The following is a 17,391-nucleotide window of genomic DNA, read 5'->3' on the forward strand; positions in this document are numbered from 1 at the left end:
ATGATTATTTGCCCGGATTTGGCTTCAGAAAAATTTGCAACATTAATTGAACTGCTCCGCTTTAGAGCATTTTCGCAACCCGACGAAATAGCTTATACATTTTTACTAGAGGGTGAAAAAGATACAGTTAACTTAACTTATGCACAATTAGATAAACAAGCTCAAACTATTGCCGCTTATTTGCAATTCAAAGAGCAAGTTCTGCTGTTGTATCCACCGGGCTTAGAGTATATTGCAGCTTTCTTCGGATGTCTGTATGCTGGTGCGATCGCAGTTCCAGCTTATCCACCTCGTCCAAATCGCTCTTTACAACGACTTCAGTCAATTGTTGCTGATGCAGAGGCTAGTATAGTACTGACGAATACGGCTGTTCTCTCAAATTTAGAGCGACAGTTAGCGGAATTACCTGATTTAAGAGCATTAAATTGGCTAACTACTGATAGTACTGATAATAATTTAGCCAACAAATGGCAGCAGCCAGAAATAGATAGCGATTCCCTAGCATTTTTGCAATACACATCAGGTTCTACGGGTACACCCAAGGGAGTAATGGTTAGTCATGGAAATTTACTCCACAATCAAAAGATGATTCAGGCAGGTTTTCAAAATACAGAGAAAACCATTATTGTTGGCTGGTTGCCCTTATATCATGATATGGGTTTAATTGGTAATGTACTGCAACCTTTGTACTTGGGTGTTCGCTGTATTCTCATGTCTCCAGTTGCTTTTCTGCAACGTCCAATTCGCTGGCTAGAAGCAATTTCCCGCTACCAGGGTACTACCAGTGGTGGCCCTAATTTTGCTTTTGACTTGTGTATGCGAAAAGTGACTCCTCAACAACTATCTGCTCTCGATTTAAGCAGTTGGAATGTAGCTTTTAATGGAGCAGAACCTGTACGTGTAGAAACGATTGAAAAGTTTTCATCCACCTTTGCATCCTGTGGTTTCCGAAAAGAAGCTTTTTATCCTTGTTATGGGATGGCAGAAACAACTTTATTTGTTTCTGGTGGAATAAAAACAGATGCACCCGTTTACATCACAGTTCGAGAAGATGAATTAGCGCAAAACCGCATCGTTTTAGCACAAGGAACCGAAGGAACTCGAACTTTGGTCGGTTGTGGGCAGACTTACATTAATCAAGAAATTGCGATCGCAAATCCTGAAACTTTAATTCGCTGTGCTGCTGATGAAGTTGGCGAAATCTGGGTTGCGGGTTCGAGTATTACTCAAGGTTACTGGAATCGTCTCGAACTAACCGAGCAAGTATTTCGGGCTAATCTTGCTGACTCGAAAAAACAGTTTTTCCGCACGGGAGACTTGGGGTTCCTGCATAATGGTGAATTATTTATTACTGGTCGTCTAAAGGATTTAATTATTATTCACGGTCGCAACCATTATCCTCAAGACATTGAGATGACTGTAGCCGATAGTCACGAGGCATTAATACTCGGAGCCGGGGCAGCTTTTACAATTGATAGCAAAGGGGAAGAAAGATTAGCGATTGTACAAGAAATAGACCGTCATTACAGAAACTTAGATAATGATGCTGTTACCGAAGTGATTAGGACTGCGATCGCACAGCAGCATGAATTACAAGTCCATGCGATCGCACTGATAAAAATGGGTAGTATTTGCAAAACGTCGAGTGGCAAAATTCAGCGTCATGCCTGCCGAAATGCTTTTATTAACGGAACCCTAGAGTTATGGGGTAAAAATAAATAATTTTGAGCGGTTTTACGTAGATAGACAAAAAACAAATTCAATACATTCTTGTAGAACAATGAAAAACAAAAATTTAGAAGCAATTCAAGCTTGGTTCATTTCTTACATTGCTGATTTATTAGAAATAGAACCCGCACAGATAGACATCCATAAATCCTTTGATAGCTATGGCTTAGATTCAGTTAGTGCTATTACTGTTGTAGGGGATTTAGAAGATTGGTTGGGGTTTAGTATTCCTTCTGAAATAGTTTACAAATATCCCAGCATTGAGGCTTTGAGTCAACATTTAGCTCAAAATAACGGTTCTACCGATCCCTGACTCGCTCTGCGTGACGCGGTAAACTGTCTATACTTAACAGTAATTTCTGGATAGGTTTATACGGACAAAATTGGATAACTGCTTTTCATGAGTGTCAAATATGGGTTGAGGAACTCATGGGTTCTATTCGCAATAAGCAGAGGTTTTATCGCCAGGGTTTGAAAGCTATGTCACTTATACAGCAAGCTCTTTAGCTCCTCTGTCGCCCCCTGAAAGCAGGAGCAGCAATTGGACCGGGCGATCAAGGACTATGGTCGCCAATTGTGCCACCACGCCCAAGTATTGATGAAGTAGAACAACGCCAAAGACCTCAAGAAGAAGCAGGCAAACTAGAATTGCAGAAAACGGTGAAATATGAAATTACTTATGGTGTAGGTGAGTAACAGAAAATGCTACCTACTAACTATGATGTTTATCGACAGGTAGTGAATGCTTACCCATCCAGGACTCCTTTGCAACTGACACTAGGATTGAATGATGACTCGGTAGAAAAGGCTGAACCAGTTAGCAAATAGTCGTCTAACAAACTAGCCCAGAAGCGATCGACCTCTAGCACTTAGTCACGGAATTGACATTACTATTTCCAGGTGCAAAATCTGAGATACTCCTTACCCACTAGGGGTAGAAGTTCTCATCGACGAGATTGCCCAGAAAATGAAACATCTCAATGGCGAGAAGCTGGGAGACCCATCGAAAGTAGGGTATGCACTGGAAATGGGACACACCAGATATAGCCGAGACATTGATATCAAATGCGATCGCCCCTCAAGTTTCCCCAAAGTGCGATCGCACTCATTTGACTTAAGCGATCGCCAAATTCGTCAAACTACCGCTAAACCCGGTAATCTCAATCACCGCATTGCTGGTATCTTGGAAACCCGCCGTGCCATTATTCAGCGCCAGGAAGGTACGGCTACCATAGCTAAAGGTGGCTGCACGGTTGGCAACAAAGCTACCGTTAGTCAACACCGCGCTGATTGAGCCTTGGGTTAAAGCACTTACCGCCCCCAGTTCGGCTAGGTTAGCGGCACTAACAGCAGTGGGGCCATTGATGATATCTGTGCCAATTTTCAGGTCGGTGATGCGGTCAAAATTACTCAGCAGCGAATCACTCAAGGCGAAGCGGAAAGTATCAGCCCCATTACCGCCCGTGAGATTATCAGCACCAGCACCGCCAACTAACAGGTCATCACCGTTACCACCGCCCAGGAGAATATCGTTGCCCAATCCGCCGATGAGGGTATCATTGCCATTGCCGCCATCGAGGTAGTCGGGGCCGTTATTGCCAAATTGGAGGTAGTGGCATCTTCGGTGACGCCCATTGGTTTATCAAACAATCGCTCGTAAGCAGCTACTCGCCCTTGCTCATTGCAACCGATGAAAAACACCCGATTAGTTTGATAAGTAGTGAAAGCCAGGCTAATAAACTGCGTTTGCAACCAGGGTATGAAGTGCGGCGAACAGTTAATTTCTAGTTTGGGCGCACTCGATGAAGGCATGGCGTGACTGCGCGGCAGAAAACTTTCCATACAACACTTTATTAATTGCTGATTATTTTTTTTGACAAAGCAAAATTATTTCCATTACCCCTAAAAGAAAAGGTATGGAAACAGCACCCAATTATTTAGTAATTTTTATTGACGATAATTCGTCAATAGTATACTACGGCTAAATATTATGTATTGAAGCTAATTTCATCAAAAATTAATGGAAACTAAGAAATTTTTGAGCGAAAAATTTCTCAGTTTTCATTAATCTGCCAAGGCCATTACCAGTAATAAAATGCCCAGCTGTCGCTTTCGCCTTGAGGGCAAAAGCGCCTAGATATCTCGGTTGTGCCAAAAATATTATTGATACGGTTGGGCATTTTATTTCTTGGATCTCCCCAAGCACTCGTAATCCTTAACTTCTAATATCAATTCTCTAGAATCTGCCAACTTTTATACCAATGGGAACTGATAAATATGCACAATTAAGTTGGTGGGTGTGAATATTTATTATTGGGATAAAACAGAACGCAACTATGCTAAAGGCACAATTAGATAGGCTTTTGACCTATTTTATTTTTATTTATATAGTTTGGTTTTTTGAAACCGTTATACTGATACACAACAACGATCGCACTTTGAAGAAACTTGAAGTGCAATCGCTTAATTTTTACTTACACTTTCACAAACCAGCGTTGGCAATACATCACAACACCAACAGCCCATCACAATAACACGGTGACTATTCCAAAAAATAGGGAACCATTCAGCGCCCCTGCCCAAGATGCGAAAAAATTCTGGTAAATCCAATTGTAGGTACTAGGAGCATTTTCTCCCATACCAATAGTGGTTTTGACTAAGATTTTAATCAATAAAACAGACACAACAAAAAGAGCGATCACATTTAAACCCATAATTTCAAAAGGCTTACCCCAGCGACGTATTAACCTTACTTCAATGAGTTCATAACAAGCTGCTAGCAACAATAATGCCCAACCTGTTTAGAAGTTACGCATTGACAACTTAGACAAACAATGTAATCAGGAAAATTAGGAATAAACAGGCGATCGCAGGTTGTACCGCTCTACGCACAAAACCTTTGATGAGTAGGCCCAGTTATTGGTTCTCTGTGGGTACTGATTGCCAAGCAAGGCGATCTTTCCAGTGCGATATGAAATTAAGTTGAACTGTTAGCTTAAAGTCCTCCAAAGCTGCTGAAAAAGCTTTCTCTTTTAGCTTGGCTGCACCTTGGTTGTGCAACTGTTTAGGGAATTGTGGATTCCATACATATTTTTGACAAGTTTGGTGAGCAATTTCTAGATCGCTACCATTTTCAGGATTTTGAAAGACGGGATGATAATGTAACCTGTTGCAGCAAACTTGCAACCATTCTTGCCACCCACAGTGCCACAAGCGGACTGTTCCATCAAGACTACCACTGGCAATCCACTGACCATCAGGGCTAAAAGCTGCGGAATTTACCCAATACTCATGTCCGCGCCAAGGTTGACCAATGGGGTTGCCATTGCTATCCCACAAGCGGATTGTCGAATCATTGCTGGCACTGATAATCCACTGACCATCAGGGCTAAAGGCGACAGAATTAACTTCTTTTTCATGTCCCTGCCAAGGTTGACCAATGGGGTTGCCATTGCTATCCCACAAGCGGATTGTCGAATCATTGCTGGCACTGATAATCCACTGACCATCAGGGCTAAAGGCGACAGAATTAACTTCTTTTTCATGTCCCTGCCAAGGTTGACCAGTGGGGTTGCCATTGCTATCCCACAAGCGCACTGTCGAATCATTACTGGCACTGACAATCCACTGACCATCAGGGCTAAAGGCGACAGAATTAACTTCTTTTTCATGTCCCTGCCAAGGTTGACCAATGGGGTTGCCATTGCTATCCCACAAGCGGATTGTCGAATCATTACTGGCACTGACAATCCACTGACCATCAGGGCTAAAGGCGACAGAATTAACTTCTTTTTCATGTCCCTGCCAAGGTTGACCAATGGGGTTGCCATTGCTATCCCACAAGCGGATTGTCGAATCATTACTGGCACTGACAATCCACTGACCATCAGGGCTAAAGGCGACAGAATTAACTTCTTTTTCATGTCCCTGCCAAGGTTGACCAGTGGGGTTGCCATTGCTATCCCACAAGCGGATTGTCGAATCATTGCTGGCACTGACAATCCACTGACCATCAGGGCTAAAGGCTACAGAATTGACCCAATTCTCATATTTGCGCTGCGATCGCCCGATGACCCGATCTTGTAGTATTTGATGTAGCTCCCACAAACGCACAGTGCGATCGCCACCACTGATAATCAGCTTGCCATCGGGGCTAAAGGCTAGGGAATTAACCTCTCCTTCATGTCCGCGCCAAGTTTGAGTGATAGAGTTGCCATTGATATTCCACAAGCGTATTGTCCGATCGCAGCTACCACTAATAATAAACTTGCCATCAGGGCTAAACGCTACAGAATTTACATGTCCTTCATGCCCGTGCCAAGGTTGACCGATGGGATTACCTTGTATGTCCCACAACCGCACTGTAGAATCACTACCACCACTGACAATAAACTTGCGATCGGGGCTAAAGGTGGCGCAAATAATTTTTGCCTCATGTTTGTGCCAGGGTTGAGTGATGGTGTTACCTTCTAAATCCCACAAACATACCGTTCCGTCAAAACCAACACTGATAATGCAATCGCCATTTGGGCTAAAGGCGACGGAAATAACTCCTTCCTTGTGTCCGCGCCAAGGTTGAGTAATGGCGTTACCTTGTAAATCCCACAAACACACCGTTCCGTCAAAACCAACACTGACAATGCTTACCCCAGAGGGGTTGGCGCAGCCATCGCTATTTGGGCTAAAGGCGACGGAAATAACTCCTTCCTCATGTCCCTGCCACGGTTGAGTAATGAGATTACCTTGTAGATCCCATAAACACAAAATTCCGTCAATACTGCCACTAGCAATAAACTTGCCATCAGGACTAAAGGCTATACAATTAACCTCTTGCTCGTGTCCACACAAAAATTGAGCAGTAGGATTGCCAATGATATTCCACAAGCACAGCGTAGAATCGCTACTCCCACTAGCAATAAACTTGCCATCAGGACTAAAGGCTACACAATTCACTTCTTGCTCGTGTCCACGCAAGCTATTTGCCTCTGTGGGTGTGTTCATTGCTTCCTTTAAGCTTCCCAAAACAGGAGCTAGAAGCTGGTTTGGGTATTTCTCTAGATTCTCACCCATTGTTTGAATTGCCAGCACCAAACCCTCTAGTGGTTGGACAGGAAGTAAATTCAAAACCCTGGCGGATTGCTCGCGCAGTTTTAATTCAGTCAGTGCAAGGTTTAACTTTTGAATCTCTTGTTCCTGGCGATCGCGCCATCCAACACTAGCATTAATAAATTGATTAGCTTGTTCGCTTAAATAACCAAACGTTTGCTCTTTTAGTTCTTTATAAGTCTTTGTCTTCAGAACCCGGTTTGCAATATTTTCCTTTTCCCACAATAAATTCAGGGTGTATGCCAGAAGTGGTAAATAATCATTTTGTTGGTGAAAATCATGAATAATTTGCTCAACTAATCCTTGTTCAAAGGTAACGCCATTTCTAGCAGCAGGTTCAGCGATCGCTAACTTTAATTCTCCATCGCTCATTCTAGTGACTATACGACTATAGCGATCGTGGATCTTCGCAAGTTGGGGATACTCACTAAATCTATCCAAAAAATCAGACTGCATTGTTAAAACAATTTTGACAGAGCTATCCTGCTGCTGGAACAGTTGAAAGAGACTAGCAACAAATTTATCGCGTTCCGGTTTTTGAGTTTTTGTAAACAGTTCTTCAAATTGGTCAATAAAAATCAGAACGTGCTGATAATCTTGTTTGAGGAATGTGACAATTTTAATTAGGGTATTTGCTCTTATTTCTCGAGCAATATCCGCTATTGGCGATTTTTTACCAAAAGTAGAAGCAAGACACTGATAAATAGATTTAAAAGGACTTTCATCTGGGTGAAAACTTATATTAATTAATGATTTTTTATGAGATCCTAAATAAGGAATTAAACCTGCCCGAATCAATGATGATTTGCCAGTGTCTGATGCTCCTAAAAGCAAGAGTACATTATCTTTTTTTAAGCGATCGCCCAGATTAGCAATCCACTTCTCCCGACCAAAAAAGTTGTCTTTATCTTTAAGTTCAAAAGTTTTTAGTCCTAAGTAGGGAGAGTCTGTTTTAAGTGGACGACAATGAATGTCCTCAAAATTACTGTCAGAAAAAAAGTCGTATTCAGAAATACCTTGGACATTATACCCAATATTTATATCGCCTTTAGAACTGTTAACCATCTTATCTCCTTACCTTTGGACATCTCTGGCTAAATCTTTACCTCAGTTATAGTTCCTCGGCTAATCTTTGTAAGTAACTCAACAAAATTAATTACCGAAGAAAGGCAGTGGTTCGACTTCTCTGCGAGACGCTACGCGAACGCTCACCAACCAAGCAGGAGGCAGAAGGAAGAAAATACAATTCTTGCTCTCTATCAATTTGGGCGAATATAATTCGCAGGTACACAGGCGAAGTCCACCTCCGTGGACTAATGAAAAAGTAAGAATCTTAACCCGCGCAGGCGGGTTTTGTCTGTATAGCCGCGACTTCTAGTCGCCAAGACTAGTTTTAAATACCTTTATTCAGCAAAATTACTTAAGTAACTTTCAAAAATATGTAGTAACTTTATCCTAAAACGCCAAAAATGACAAACGGGATGGAACTTTTTGATAACCTACACCTTGCTATGTTTAGCGGCAAAGGTGGAGTCGGAAAAACGACAATCTCCTGCACCTTTGCATGTCGTTGGGCGCAGAAATTTGCTAATGAGCAAATTCTTTTAATCTCAACCGATCCGGCTCACTCTCTTGGAGATGTCTTACAAGTTAGCGTTGATGACATTCCTCGTCCCATAGCGGAACTACCCAATCTACTAGTAAGGGCTTTGGATGCAAAGCGTCTGCTACAAGACTTTAAAGAACGTTATGGTCAGGTTTTAGAACTGTTAGTGGAGCGCGGTAGTTTTGTTGAAGGAGAAGACTTGTCTCCAGTTTGGGATTTAAATTGGCCTGGACTGGACGAATTGATGGGTTTGTTAGAGATCCAACGCCTTTTAAACGAGCAGCAGGTAGATAGAGTAGTAGTTGATATGGCTCCTAGCGGTCATACTCTCAACTTGTTTGGATTGATGGATTTTTTAGACACTTTCCTCCACTCTCTTGAACTGTTTCAAGAAAAGCATCGGATTATTAGCAAGACCTTTGCTGGAAGTTACACACCCGATCGCGCTGACGATTTTTTGCAAACCCTGAAAGCTGAACTGTCACAAGGTCGTCGTCTGCTTCAAGATCCCACCCATACAGCTTGTTTGTTAGTTGCGATCGCCGAACCAATGAGTTGGTTGGAGTCAAAACGATTCCTAGAAGCCTTACAAACCATGCAGATTCCTTGCGGAGGGTTGTTTGTTAACCAAGTCCTTGCCAGTGCGACTGACCCAGATCGTTACCAAGAACAACAACCACTTATCGGCCAGTATACGGCTCTTGCTAACGAAAAGCCGATGTTTATTGTGCCACAGCAAGATGAGGAGCCTTTAGGGATTCTAGCCCTCAGCCATCTGATCGACCAAATCCATGTTCCTCAGCTTGAACCGCTATCTTTTATCGATCTACTCCCAGTTCAATGGCCGGAAACAATTCCTCCTAGCTTTGGAGATTTTCTCACCAAAGGTCGTCGCCTGTTACTAATTGGCGGTAAGGGTGGAGTAGGCAAAACCACAGTAGCAGCTGCCATTGGTTGGGCTATGGCTCAACAACATCCCGATCGCAAAATTCGTATGGTTTCCATCGATCCAGCCCACTCCTTGGGCGATGCCTTTGGTCTGAGTTTAGGACACGAACCATATCAAATAACTGCTAATCTTCGAGGTCAGGAAGTAGATGGCGATCGCATTCTCGATCAATTCAGAGCCGATTACCTGTGGGAACTGGCCCAAATGATGAGTGGCGAAACCCAAACAAGCGAAACTATTGAAATGGCCTATGCTCCTGTTGCTTGGCGTAAAATTGTCGATCAAGCTTTACCAGGAATTGATGAAATGCTTTCTCTGTTAACAGTAATGGAATTGCTAGAGCAACAAGAAGAAGACTTGATTATTTTAGACACTGCTCCTACAGGTCATCTTCTGCGTTTTCTCGAAATGCCAACTGCACTAGCAGACTGGCTAGCTTGGATTTTCAAACTCTGGATCAAGTATCAGAATGTCCTTGGTCGTACAGAATTTATGGGGCGTTTAAGAACTTTGCGACAGCGCGTGGTTAAAGCCCAAAAAGTCTTAAAAGACCCACAACAAACAGAGTTCATTGGGGTTACACTTAACCAGGCTAGTGTACTTGCCGAACAACAACGCCTGTTCAAATCTATGCAAGAAATAGGTGTGAGCCAGAATTACGTTGTTCTCAACCGCTTTACTTCTACAGCAACCATTAATTGCGATTTTCCAGGTTTGACAATGGTTCGCTTACCAATGCTTCCTCGCTCAGTTCAGCCTTTAGAACGCATCCAAGCAGCAGCCGGCTGTTTATTTTAACGGCTAATTAGACTAAATACTTCCATACCCAAAGAGAAATTTATTATGCATCGCACTCCAAACCGCAGACAAATTCAAGCCAAACTTAGCACCATGCCTCCTCAACGTTCTCAAGCAACAGTTTACTTAAATGCTTACAAAATGATGTTAGAGAAGGAGCGTTTAGAGGAGGAACTAGAGAAACTCGAAGCACGCCGACATCAGATTCAGCAGCGTCTTGCTATTTTAAATAGTCAAACAATTCCTGAAGAGAACATGACCCATCAGCAAGCAAATACTGACTTAGAAAACAATACACCAAAATTCAACACCCTAACATTGGAATACTAAGTACTAAGATTTCAGCTTGTCTATATCATTCTCATTCCCTTTGCTCTCTATTTTAGGAAATAAAACCCTGTACATACTAGTGTGAAGTATGCAAACTACGATCTGGCATAGTTGTTTTGAAAAATCTAACGTCAGTAAAATTTGCTTTATCTGTAATAGCATCAGTAAAGTTCGCAAGGCTAAAATCTGTTTTTATAGGTTCTACTATATTCCCCATAGTTTTTTCGTAAGGGCTAAAATCAGCACTGCTTAAATTAGCCTCAGTAAAATACGTTGATAATAATTTAGCTCCTTTGAATTTAGCCCTCACTAAATTAGCTTTATCAAAATTAGCTCCTGTTAAATTGCATTTATTAAAGTTAACATTAGCTAAATTAGCACCTGTAAAATTTCTATAAGAAAAATCTTGTCCAGAAAGGTCAGCATCGCTAAGATCGGCTTTAAAGTTTGGATCTAAGTCCACTTTATTGTTCCACTCCTCTCCATTTTGCAGTAAGCTCAAGTGTATTCTGTTAGCCATTTTTTTTACCTCAAAAAATAAGTATAAATGTACTATATCACAATTCAGCTTTGCGCTAGGCACGAAAATTTGTTGCTTAGTTATTTCTTACTTCTACTCAATTGCCTAAAATTAGCCAGATAGCTTCACAAGGAATGAAGAATCGACATCTAAAAGCCAATTCTCATCAATAAATTCTAGATTTTCATCATAAACAAGAACCAATTCACCAAGTTTTTGAGCATTGCTACTTGCAGTTTTCGTATTATCAACAGCATCAGCTATGAGCAAAAACTTTAGTTGTAAAAAACGTTCTTTGTAAGTAACGCCTATTGAACTGCTAACTAATTCGGCTTTTAGGGTACGAGGTAACGTAATTTTCTCATAATACTCATCTTGTTCATCCCAATAGCCACACACTTTATAATCACACTGATCAAGATGTTCTTGAACAAGAAGATTAGCATCTAAACTTTGTAATATTTCAGTTAAATCTTGCCAAAGTTGATGATTTTTTAATTCGAGTCTTGTCATACTTATGTGGGTTTAATGTTCTGTTACCAAACCAGGGAAGTGCAATATACCATCAATGAATTTTGCATGAAATCGGCGGTCGCCACCTTTACCTAAGACTTTAGATTTCAAATCGTAACCAGATTCTTGGGAAGGCACCAACCCAACATTACCGCGAGGAGTTACAAGCCCTTTCTCAATGGCTTTTAAATGTTTCCCCTTCCGATCATATTTTAATCCCAGCTTTATTTGTTCACTGCCAAATAAAACTAGCAGACCACTGATTGAAAGATATACAGTATCTGGTTGAATATCTGCCCAATTATCGGGTAAAGCTTCCATTAAATTAATACTTGTACAGTAGAAGCATAATTTATTTAAGTATAATAGCTAACAAAATTTTTAAAATTAACGTGAGTCTCCAACGGAGGCGCACGTTAGTTAAAGCAATAAATCACACAAGCTAGGAAAGAATTTCAATACTCTTGTGTTTGATCGCGTTCCTCCTGTTCTGCTTCCAGAATCGCTAATAAAAGAGCTTCTTCCTGAATTTCAAACTCTTCTTCAGGAATTTCCCCCATATCAAAAGCAAGTTGGAGTGCAAGAAGCTGCTTGCTCAGATTTTCTTTATCATCAATTTCAGTACTCGCCTGTTCTAAAATTTTTTCCCCAAGCCACGTTACCCCCATTAATGGGCCAGTAATCGGTAATAGTAAGAAGCGCAGAACCATATTGCTTTACACCTGTGTGGATTTATTAAAGGTATCCTTTCAAGACCGTAATCATGCTGATGACATAAATATTAAACATTACTAGTCTTGTGTTGATACCAAAATCCGTTGGATTTGAGTCCAGTTAAGGCTGATTGACATCTGTATTTTATATTTGCAGTGTAACAAAAAATACTTTTGTATGACACATTACTATTGAGGAGGTACTTAGAGTTTGACAACAGTATTAAATGCATCTCCCCAACGATTTGTCAATACACCTGCGGTTCAACGCATCGCTCAACGTGCTTTGCGCTATCTACAGTCAGGTTTTTCAATACACTTACGTGGTGCAGCCGGAGTCGGAAAAACTACTCTGGCAATGCATCTAGCTGATTTGCTCAATCAGCCGATCATCCTCTTATTTGGAGATGATGAGTTTAAAACCTCAGACTTGATTGGTAATCAATTAGGTTATACCCGTAAAAAGGTTGTTGATAACTTCATCCACAGCGTTATCAAAGTTGAGGATGAAGTCCGACAACATTGGGTTGATGCACGATTAACCTTAGCTTGTAAAGAAGGATTTACGCTGGTTTACGACGAATTCAATCGATCGCACCCGGAGGTAAATAACGTTTTACTCTCCGTACTTGAGGAGAGGTTGTTAGTATTACCAACAAACCAACATCGAGCCGAGTATATCCGGGTTCATCCTCAGTTTCGGGCAATCTTAACATCAAATCCTCAAGAGTATTGTGGAGTTCATGCAACTCAGGATGCTTTGATGGATCGTGTTATTACCATCGATATGCCTACACCTGATGAACTGAGTCAGCAGGAAATTGTAGTTCATAAAACAGGTATAGATTCTGAGAAAGCAGAAGTAATTGTCCGCATAGTACGGACGTTTTGGAGTCGATCTGGCTCTGGACAGGGCGGTGGATTGCGTTCCTGTCTGATGATTGCCAAAATCTGCCACGAACATGAAATTTCCGTAAACCCTGGAGATCCTAGCTTCCAAGATATTTGTGCCGATATCCTGCTTTCTCGCACGAATCAACCTCTCATAGAAGCAACTCGACTACTGGAAGAGGTTTTAAGTGAATTCTATCATCGTATAAATACTCAATCTCAGCCGTCAGAGATAATACCAAACAACCAAAATCAGATTGTATTGGAACAACGAGTACCTTACGAGCATGAAGTCTACAACTACCTATGTAATTCTCCAGGAAGGCGTTTCTCTGAATTGGCAGTAGAGTTAGGGATCGATCGCAGTCAAATTGTCGCTGCACTCAAGTCTCTCAGGGAGCAGGGAGTATTAGTCCAAATGCAGGGCAATGCCGAGTCGCCGAGCATATCACAAACAGTTGCTTTTGATTCTGGCCATTTAATAAACAAATGAGTACTAATACTAACCGGGGAGCTATCACCACATCAACTCAAGGTTCTACCTTGGCAGATATTCTAGAACGGGTTCTGGATAAAGGCATTGTTATCGCAGGAGATATTTCTATTTCCGTAGGCTCCACAGAATTGCTCAACATCCGGATTCGTTTGTTGATTTCTTCTGTTGATAAAGCCAAAGAGATTGGAATTAACTGGTGGGAGAGCGACCCCTATCTTAATAGTCAAACTCGCACCTTATTAGCAACTAATCAACAACTTCAAGAGCGTCTTGCCAGTCTAGAAACAGAACTGCAATCGCTCAAAGCACTCAATCCTATTAATCATCAGAATGCAGGCGATTAGCAAATCAAAAGGTTCCGATTCCGGTTTAGCGCCGTTGTTACTGACGGTTGTTGAACTGATACGCCAACTCATGGAAGCTCAGGTGATTCGGCGCATGGATGCTGGCACTCTCAACGACTCTGAGCTAGATCGGGCTGCCGAAAGCCTGCAAAAGCTTGAACAGCAGGTTGTTCAGCTTTGCGAGATATTTGATATTGACCCAGCCGATCTAAATATTAACTTGGGTGAAATGGGAAATTTACTTCCCCAATCTGGAGGATACTACCCCGGTGAAACCTCTAGTCAACCCTCTATTCTAGAACTCCTCGATCGCCTATTAAATACTGGTGTTGTGGTTGAAGGCGACTTGGACTTAGGACTGGCTCAGTTAAGCTTAGTTCATGCCAAGTTAAGATTAGTACTCACCTCTAAACCCCTGTAACTTTTTTATCTACATTCTTCTTGGTAAGACATTTATATGAGTTTTTACATTTATGGAATTTTGACCTTGCCTGCTCCACAAAATTTAAATTTAGAGGGCTTAGATCGGCAACCTGTACAAATTAAAATTTTGGATGATTTTGCAGTCATCTACTCGGAAGCACAGCAAGAGCGTTATTTGGCCAGCCGTCGTAACCTGCTAAGTCATGAGAAAGTCCTTGAGGAAATCATGCAAGCAGGCGATCGCTATTTACTGCCCGTGCAATTTGGACTTTTGGTTTCAAGCTGGGAAACGGTTTCGCAGCAATTAATTCGTCCTCATCAAGAAGAATTGACGCAATTGCTTGCGAAGTTATCGGGTTGCCGAGAAGTTAGTGTCAAAGTTTTTTGGGATACCGAGGCAGAAATTCAGGGACTATTAGCAGAACACCCAAATCTCAAAACCGAAAGGGATAAGCTAGTGGGTCAACCCCTGAGTATGGAGCGGGTAATCCAAATAGGGCAAGTCATCGAACAGGGAATGAGCGATCGCAAGCAAGGCATCATAGATGTATTTAAAGGCACGCTCAACTCCATTGCGATCGAGGTGGTGGAAAATACTCCCCAAGTGGACACAATGATCTACAATTCAGCCTACCTAATTCCTTGGGAAGCAGAATCACAATTTAGCGAACACGTTGAATCACTCGATCGTCAATTTGAAAACCGTTTGCGAATTCGTTACAACAATTTCACTGCCCCGTATAACTTTGCTCGTCTTCGATTAACCACTTCCAACTGATTAATTCCTCTCTCTGTTCAACAGCAATAAAAATTGAGAATCAAAAATTATTGAAACTTTTAATTTTTCGTAACAGGCCTTACGCAATAACTCTCTAAAACTCTTATTTATCTGCGTCCTACCCTGCGGGAAGCCACTTCTCTACGAGACGCTCCGCGAACGTGTCTATGCGTCCTTCTCCCAAGGGGAGACGCTAACGCGAAGGCGGTTCGTTTTTTCATTATTTTGCGTAAGTCCTATGAAAATAAAATTTTTCTTTGCCTTTTATTTAAGTAAAATCAATGGACGACATATTTAAAGGATTTGAACACCTATTAGAAATTGCCAAAGCTTTAGAAGAAAAAGTAGAGAAAGGCGAGTTAAAAACTTCTATTCAAATTCGCTCTCATAATCTCAGTAGTATTCCCCGGCAAGGCAATATTCCGAGAACAAGTAATTCTAGCCGAGTCCGATCCAATTCCACCGTTGGCACTACACCAATGGATGATACTGATGTTACCCCCCCATCAGCTCGGACGAACTCAAAAGCTGCTTGGCAAGGTATCGGCGGCTTGGCTGATGTTCTCCAAGAAATCAGAGAGTTAGTTGAAATTCCACTTAAACGTCCAGATTTATTGGTGAAATTAGGGTTAGAGCCTCCGCGTGGGGTTTTGCTCGTTGGCCCGCCTGGTACGGGAAAAACTTTAACAGCCCGTGTTTTGGCAGAAGAGTTAGAGTTAAACTACATTGCCATCAATGGCCCAGAGGTGATGAGCAAGTATTACGGGGAAGCAGAAGCTCGTTTGCGAAGTATTTTTGAGAAAGCAACTCGTTCTGCTCCCTGCCTGATATTTATTGACGAAATTGACAGCCTTGCCCCAGATCGCAGCCAAGTGGAAGGTGAAGTTGAAAAAAGACTAGTGGCGCAGTTGCTTGGGTTAATGGATGGGTTTGCCAAAACCGAGGGCGTACTTGTATTAGCGGCAACAAATCGTCCCGATTATCTCGATCCGGCGCTGCGTCGTCCGGGACGCTTCGATCGCGAAGTTCAGTTTCGGGTTCCCGATCGCGATGGACGATTGGAAATTCTCACGATTTTAACAAGTGCCATGCCCTTGGAGACTTCGGTTAATTTAGGAGCGATCGCTGATTTGGCTGTCGGTTTTGTTGGTGCCGATATCAAAGCTCTTTGCCAAAAAGCAGCTTACATTGCCCTTCGTCGTCAAGTCCCCTCACTCAACAGCCCCGTTCCTGAGAACATGACTATCGTACAGCAGGATTTTCTCGAAGCAATTAAGGAGATAAAACCCTCAGTTCTCAGGGATGTAGCAATTGAAGTACCGAGCGTCAGTTGGGATGACATTGGTGGTTTGGATGATGTGAAACAAAAACTTCAAGAATCTGTAGAGGGCGCACTCCTCTATCCCGAACTATACGAGCAAACAAAAGCCAAGCCTCCCCGTGGGATTCTGTTGTGGGGGTCGCCTGGAACGGGAAAAACCTTACTTGCAAAAGCGATCGCTTCTCAGGCTAGAGCCAACTTTATTGCTGTGAATGGCCCGGAATTACTCAGCCGATGGGTAGGTGCAGCAGAACAGGCAGTCAGAGAACTTTTTCGCAAAGCTCGGCAAGCAGCTCCTTGCGTTGTGTTTATAGATGAAATTGATACCCTGGCACCAGCACGGGGACGATTCACTGGTGATTCTGGAGTTAGCGATCGCGTTGTTGGTCAACTGCTCACCGAACTGGATGGGTTGCATGAATGCCCGAAAGTACTGTTAGTAGGAGCAACCAATCGTCCAGAAGCGCTCGATCCTGCCTTGCTCAGAGCAGGAAGATTGGACTTACAAATAAAAATCGATCTACCAGATCGAGCCAGCCGATTAGCGATTTTACGAGTTCACAATCTAGATCGTCCCCTGGTTGATGTCGATTTAGAAACCTGGGCGACAGTTACCGAGGGTTGGAATGGAGCAGACTTGGCTTTGTTGAGCAATCAAGCTGCTTTAAGCGCCATTCGTCGATACCGCGCCCAAGGATTGACTGACTCCAGCTTGATTCAGATTACAAATGATGATTTCCAAGTTACATACCAAATGCTTGCTAATCAGCATCAATCTCAATAGAGGACAGAAGACAGAAGGCAGAAGACAGAAGGCAGAAGGAAGAATTTTCATGCTTGATTGTGCGAAAACTAGGCATGAATAGCTTACTTGA

At 42.2% G+C, this 17,391-nt stretch carries 15 protein-coding genes and 4 pseudogenes; 11 read left to right on the forward strand and 8 right to left on the reverse strand.

Annotated features, from left to right (window positions below; genetic code table 11):
• The 4 genes and pseudogenes from NPUN_RS10760 to NPUN_RS44990 all read left to right on the forward strand — a co-directional run.
• On the forward strand, positions 1-1,722 hold the full coding sequence (locus NPUN_RS10760) for a fatty acyl-AMP ligase (protein WP_012408748.1): 1,722 nt from the start codon (positions 1-3) through the stop codon (positions 1,720-1,722).
• A gap of 58 nt (positions 1,723-1,780) precedes the next feature.
• On the forward strand, positions 1,781-2,041 hold the full coding sequence (locus NPUN_RS10765) for an acyl carrier protein (protein WP_012408749.1): 261 nt from the start codon (positions 1,781-1,783) through the stop codon (positions 2,039-2,041).
• Between the two features lie 218 nt (positions 2,042-2,259).
• Positions 2,260-2,556: pseudogene (locus NPUN_RS44735) on the forward strand (hypothetical protein); the annotation flags it as partial.
• Positions 2,557-2,644: 88 nt separating this feature from the next.
• Positions 2,645-2,794 (forward strand): annotated as a pseudogene (locus NPUN_RS44990) (ParM/StbA family protein); the annotation flags it as partial.
• 48 nt (positions 2,795-2,842) lie between these two features.
• Here NPUN_RS44990 and NPUN_RS44075 read toward each other — a convergent pair.
• From NPUN_RS44075 to NPUN_RS37500, 4 genes and pseudogenes are all read right to left on the reverse strand, one after another.
• Positions 2,843-3,268, reverse strand: coding sequence for a bluetail domain-containing putative surface protein (locus NPUN_RS44075; protein ID WP_052304580.1), 426 nt, complete (start codon positions 3,266-3,268; stop codon positions 2,843-2,845).
• 110 nt (positions 3,269-3,378) lie between these two features.
• Positions 3,379-3,570, reverse strand: a pseudogene (locus NPUN_RS44740) (hypothetical protein); the annotation flags it as partial.
• A gap of 683 nt (positions 3,571-4,253) precedes the next feature.
• A pseudogene (locus tag NPUN_RS10785) lies at positions 4,254-4,529 on the reverse strand (DUF5009 domain-containing protein); the annotation flags it as partial.
• Between the two features lie 115 nt (positions 4,530-4,644).
• A complete protein-coding gene (locus tag NPUN_RS37500; protein ID WP_012408751.1) occupies positions 4,645-7,899 on the reverse strand; it encodes a WD40 repeat domain-containing protein in 3,255 nt (1,084 codons plus the stop codon).
• A 404-nt stretch (positions 7,900-8,303) separates the two neighbouring features.
• Here NPUN_RS37500 and NPUN_RS10795 point away from each other — a divergent pair, with 404 nt between their 5' ends.
• The gene (locus NPUN_RS10795) at positions 8,304-10,187 is read left to right on the forward strand and encodes an ArsA family ATPase (protein WP_041565325.1); all 1,884 of its coding nucleotides are present in this window, start codon (positions 8,304-8,306) and stop codon (positions 10,185-10,187) included.
• Between the two features lie 45 nt (positions 10,188-10,232).
• The gene (locus NPUN_RS10800; protein ID WP_012408753.1) at positions 10,233-10,517 is read left to right on the forward strand and encodes a hypothetical protein; all 285 of its coding nucleotides are present in this window, start codon (positions 10,233-10,235) and stop codon (positions 10,515-10,517) included.
• 76 nt (positions 10,518-10,593) lie between these two features.
• On the opposite strand, the gene NPUN_RS10805 is transcribed toward NPUN_RS10800, so the two are convergent.
• The 4 genes from NPUN_RS10805 to NPUN_RS10820 form a co-directional block, all read right to left on the reverse strand.
• Positions 10,594-11,037, reverse strand: coding sequence for a pentapeptide repeat-containing protein (locus NPUN_RS10805; protein WP_012408754.1), 444 nt, complete (start codon positions 11,035-11,037; stop codon positions 10,594-10,596).
• A 111-nt stretch (positions 11,038-11,148) separates the two neighbouring features.
• Complete coding sequence (locus NPUN_RS10810) at positions 11,149-11,550, reverse strand: hypothetical protein (protein WP_012408755.1); 402 nt, start codon at positions 11,548-11,550, stop codon at positions 11,149-11,151.
• A gap of 12 nt (positions 11,551-11,562) precedes the next feature.
• The gene (locus tag NPUN_RS10815) at positions 11,563-11,871 is read right to left on the reverse strand and encodes a hypothetical protein (RefSeq protein ID WP_012408756.1); all 309 of its coding nucleotides are present in this window, start codon (positions 11,869-11,871) and stop codon (positions 11,563-11,565) included.
• 134 nt (positions 11,872-12,005) lie between these two features.
• A complete protein-coding gene (locus NPUN_RS10820) occupies positions 12,006-12,260 on the reverse strand; it encodes a gas vesicle protein GvpG (protein ID WP_012408757.1) in 255 nt (84 codons plus the stop codon).
• 214 nt (positions 12,261-12,474) lie between these two features.
• Here NPUN_RS10820 and gvpN point away from each other — a divergent pair, with 214 nt between their 5' ends.
• The 5 genes from gvpN to NPUN_RS10845 all read left to right on the forward strand — a co-directional run bounded on the left by gvpN (position 12,475) and on the right by NPUN_RS10845 (position 17,300).
• Positions 12,475-13,647: a gas vesicle protein GvpN gene (gvpN, locus tag NPUN_RS10825; RefSeq protein WP_012408758.1), complete on the forward strand. Its 1,173-nt coding sequence runs from the start codon at positions 12,475-12,477 to the stop codon at positions 13,645-13,647.
• The gene (locus NPUN_RS10830) at positions 13,644-13,994 is read left to right on the forward strand and encodes a gas vesicle protein (protein WP_012408759.1); all 351 of its coding nucleotides are present in this window, start codon (positions 13,644-13,646) and stop codon (positions 13,992-13,994) included. The genes gvpN and NPUN_RS10830 overlap by 4 nt, the downstream gene beginning before the upstream one ends.
• Positions 13,981-14,415 (forward strand): gas vesicle protein K, encoded by a 435-nt coding sequence (locus tag NPUN_RS10835; protein ID WP_012408760.1) that lies wholly within the window; start codon positions 13,981-13,983, stop codon positions 14,413-14,415. Before NPUN_RS10830 ends, NPUN_RS10835 begins: the two co-directional genes overlap by 14 nt.
• 36 nt (positions 14,416-14,451) lie before the next feature.
• The gene (gene gvpF / locus NPUN_RS10840; protein ID WP_012408761.1) at positions 14,452-15,195 is read left to right on the forward strand and encodes a gas vesicle protein GvpF; all 744 of its coding nucleotides are present in this window, start codon (positions 14,452-14,454) and stop codon (positions 15,193-15,195) included.
• A gap of 281 nt (positions 15,196-15,476) precedes the next feature.
• The gene (locus tag NPUN_RS10845) at positions 15,477-17,300 is read left to right on the forward strand and encodes an AAA family ATPase (protein ID WP_012408762.1); all 1,824 of its coding nucleotides are present in this window, start codon (positions 15,477-15,479) and stop codon (positions 17,298-17,300) included.
• Positions 17,301-17,391 lie beyond the last annotated feature (91 nt).

Source organism: Nostoc punctiforme PCC 73102, assembly GCF_000020025.1.
GTDB lineage: Bacteria > Cyanobacteriota > Cyanobacteriia > Cyanobacteriales > Nostocaceae > Nostoc > Nostoc punctiforme.

What these genes read in the sequence shown, in the direction of transcription:
- NPUN_RS10760 (WP_012408748.1), top strand. Translation starts at nt 1, where the DNA reads ATGATTATTTGCCCGGATTTGGCTTCAGAAAAATTTGCAACATTAATT.
- NPUN_RS10765 (WP_012408749.1), top strand. Translation starts at nt 1,781, where the DNA reads ATGAAAAACAAAAATTTAGAAGCAATTCAAGCTTGGTTCATTTCTTAC.
- NPUN_RS37500 (WP_012408751.1), bottom strand. Translation starts at nt 7,899, where the DNA reads ATGGTTAACAGTTCTAAAGGCGATATAAATATTGGGTATAATGTCCAA.
- NPUN_RS10795 (WP_041565325.1), top strand. Translation starts at nt 8,304, where the DNA reads ATGACAAACGGGATGGAACTTTTTGATAACCTACACCTTGCTATGTTT.
- NPUN_RS10800 (WP_012408753.1), top strand. Translation starts at nt 10,233, where the DNA reads ATGCATCGCACTCCAAACCGCAGACAAATTCAAGCCAAACTTAGCACC.
- NPUN_RS10805 (WP_012408754.1), bottom strand. Translation starts at nt 11,037, where the DNA reads ATGGCTAACAGAATACACTTGAGCTTACTGCAAAATGGAGAGGAGTGG.
- NPUN_RS10810 (WP_012408755.1), bottom strand. Translation starts at nt 11,550, where the DNA reads ATGACAAGACTCGAATTAAAAAATCATCAACTTTGGCAAGATTTAACT.
- NPUN_RS10815 (WP_012408756.1), bottom strand. Translation starts at nt 11,871, where the DNA reads ATGGAAGCTTTACCCGATAATTGGGCAGATATTCAACCAGATACTGTA.
- NPUN_RS10820 (WP_012408757.1), bottom strand. Translation starts at nt 12,260, where the DNA reads ATGGTTCTGCGCTTCTTACTATTACCGATTACTGGCCCATTAATGGGG.
- NPUN_RS10830 (WP_012408759.1), top strand. Translation starts at nt 13,644, where the DNA reads ATGAGTACTAATACTAACCGGGGAGCTATCACCACATCAACTCAAGGT.
- NPUN_RS10835 (WP_012408760.1), top strand. Translation starts at nt 13,981, where the DNA reads ATGCAGGCGATTAGCAAATCAAAAGGTTCCGATTCCGGTTTAGCGCCG.
- gvpF (WP_012408761.1), top strand. Translation starts at nt 14,452, where the DNA reads ATGAGTTTTTACATTTATGGAATTTTGACCTTGCCTGCTCCACAAAAT.
- NPUN_RS10845 (WP_012408762.1), top strand. Translation starts at nt 15,477, where the DNA reads ATGGACGACATATTTAAAGGATTTGAACACCTATTAGAAATTGCCAAA.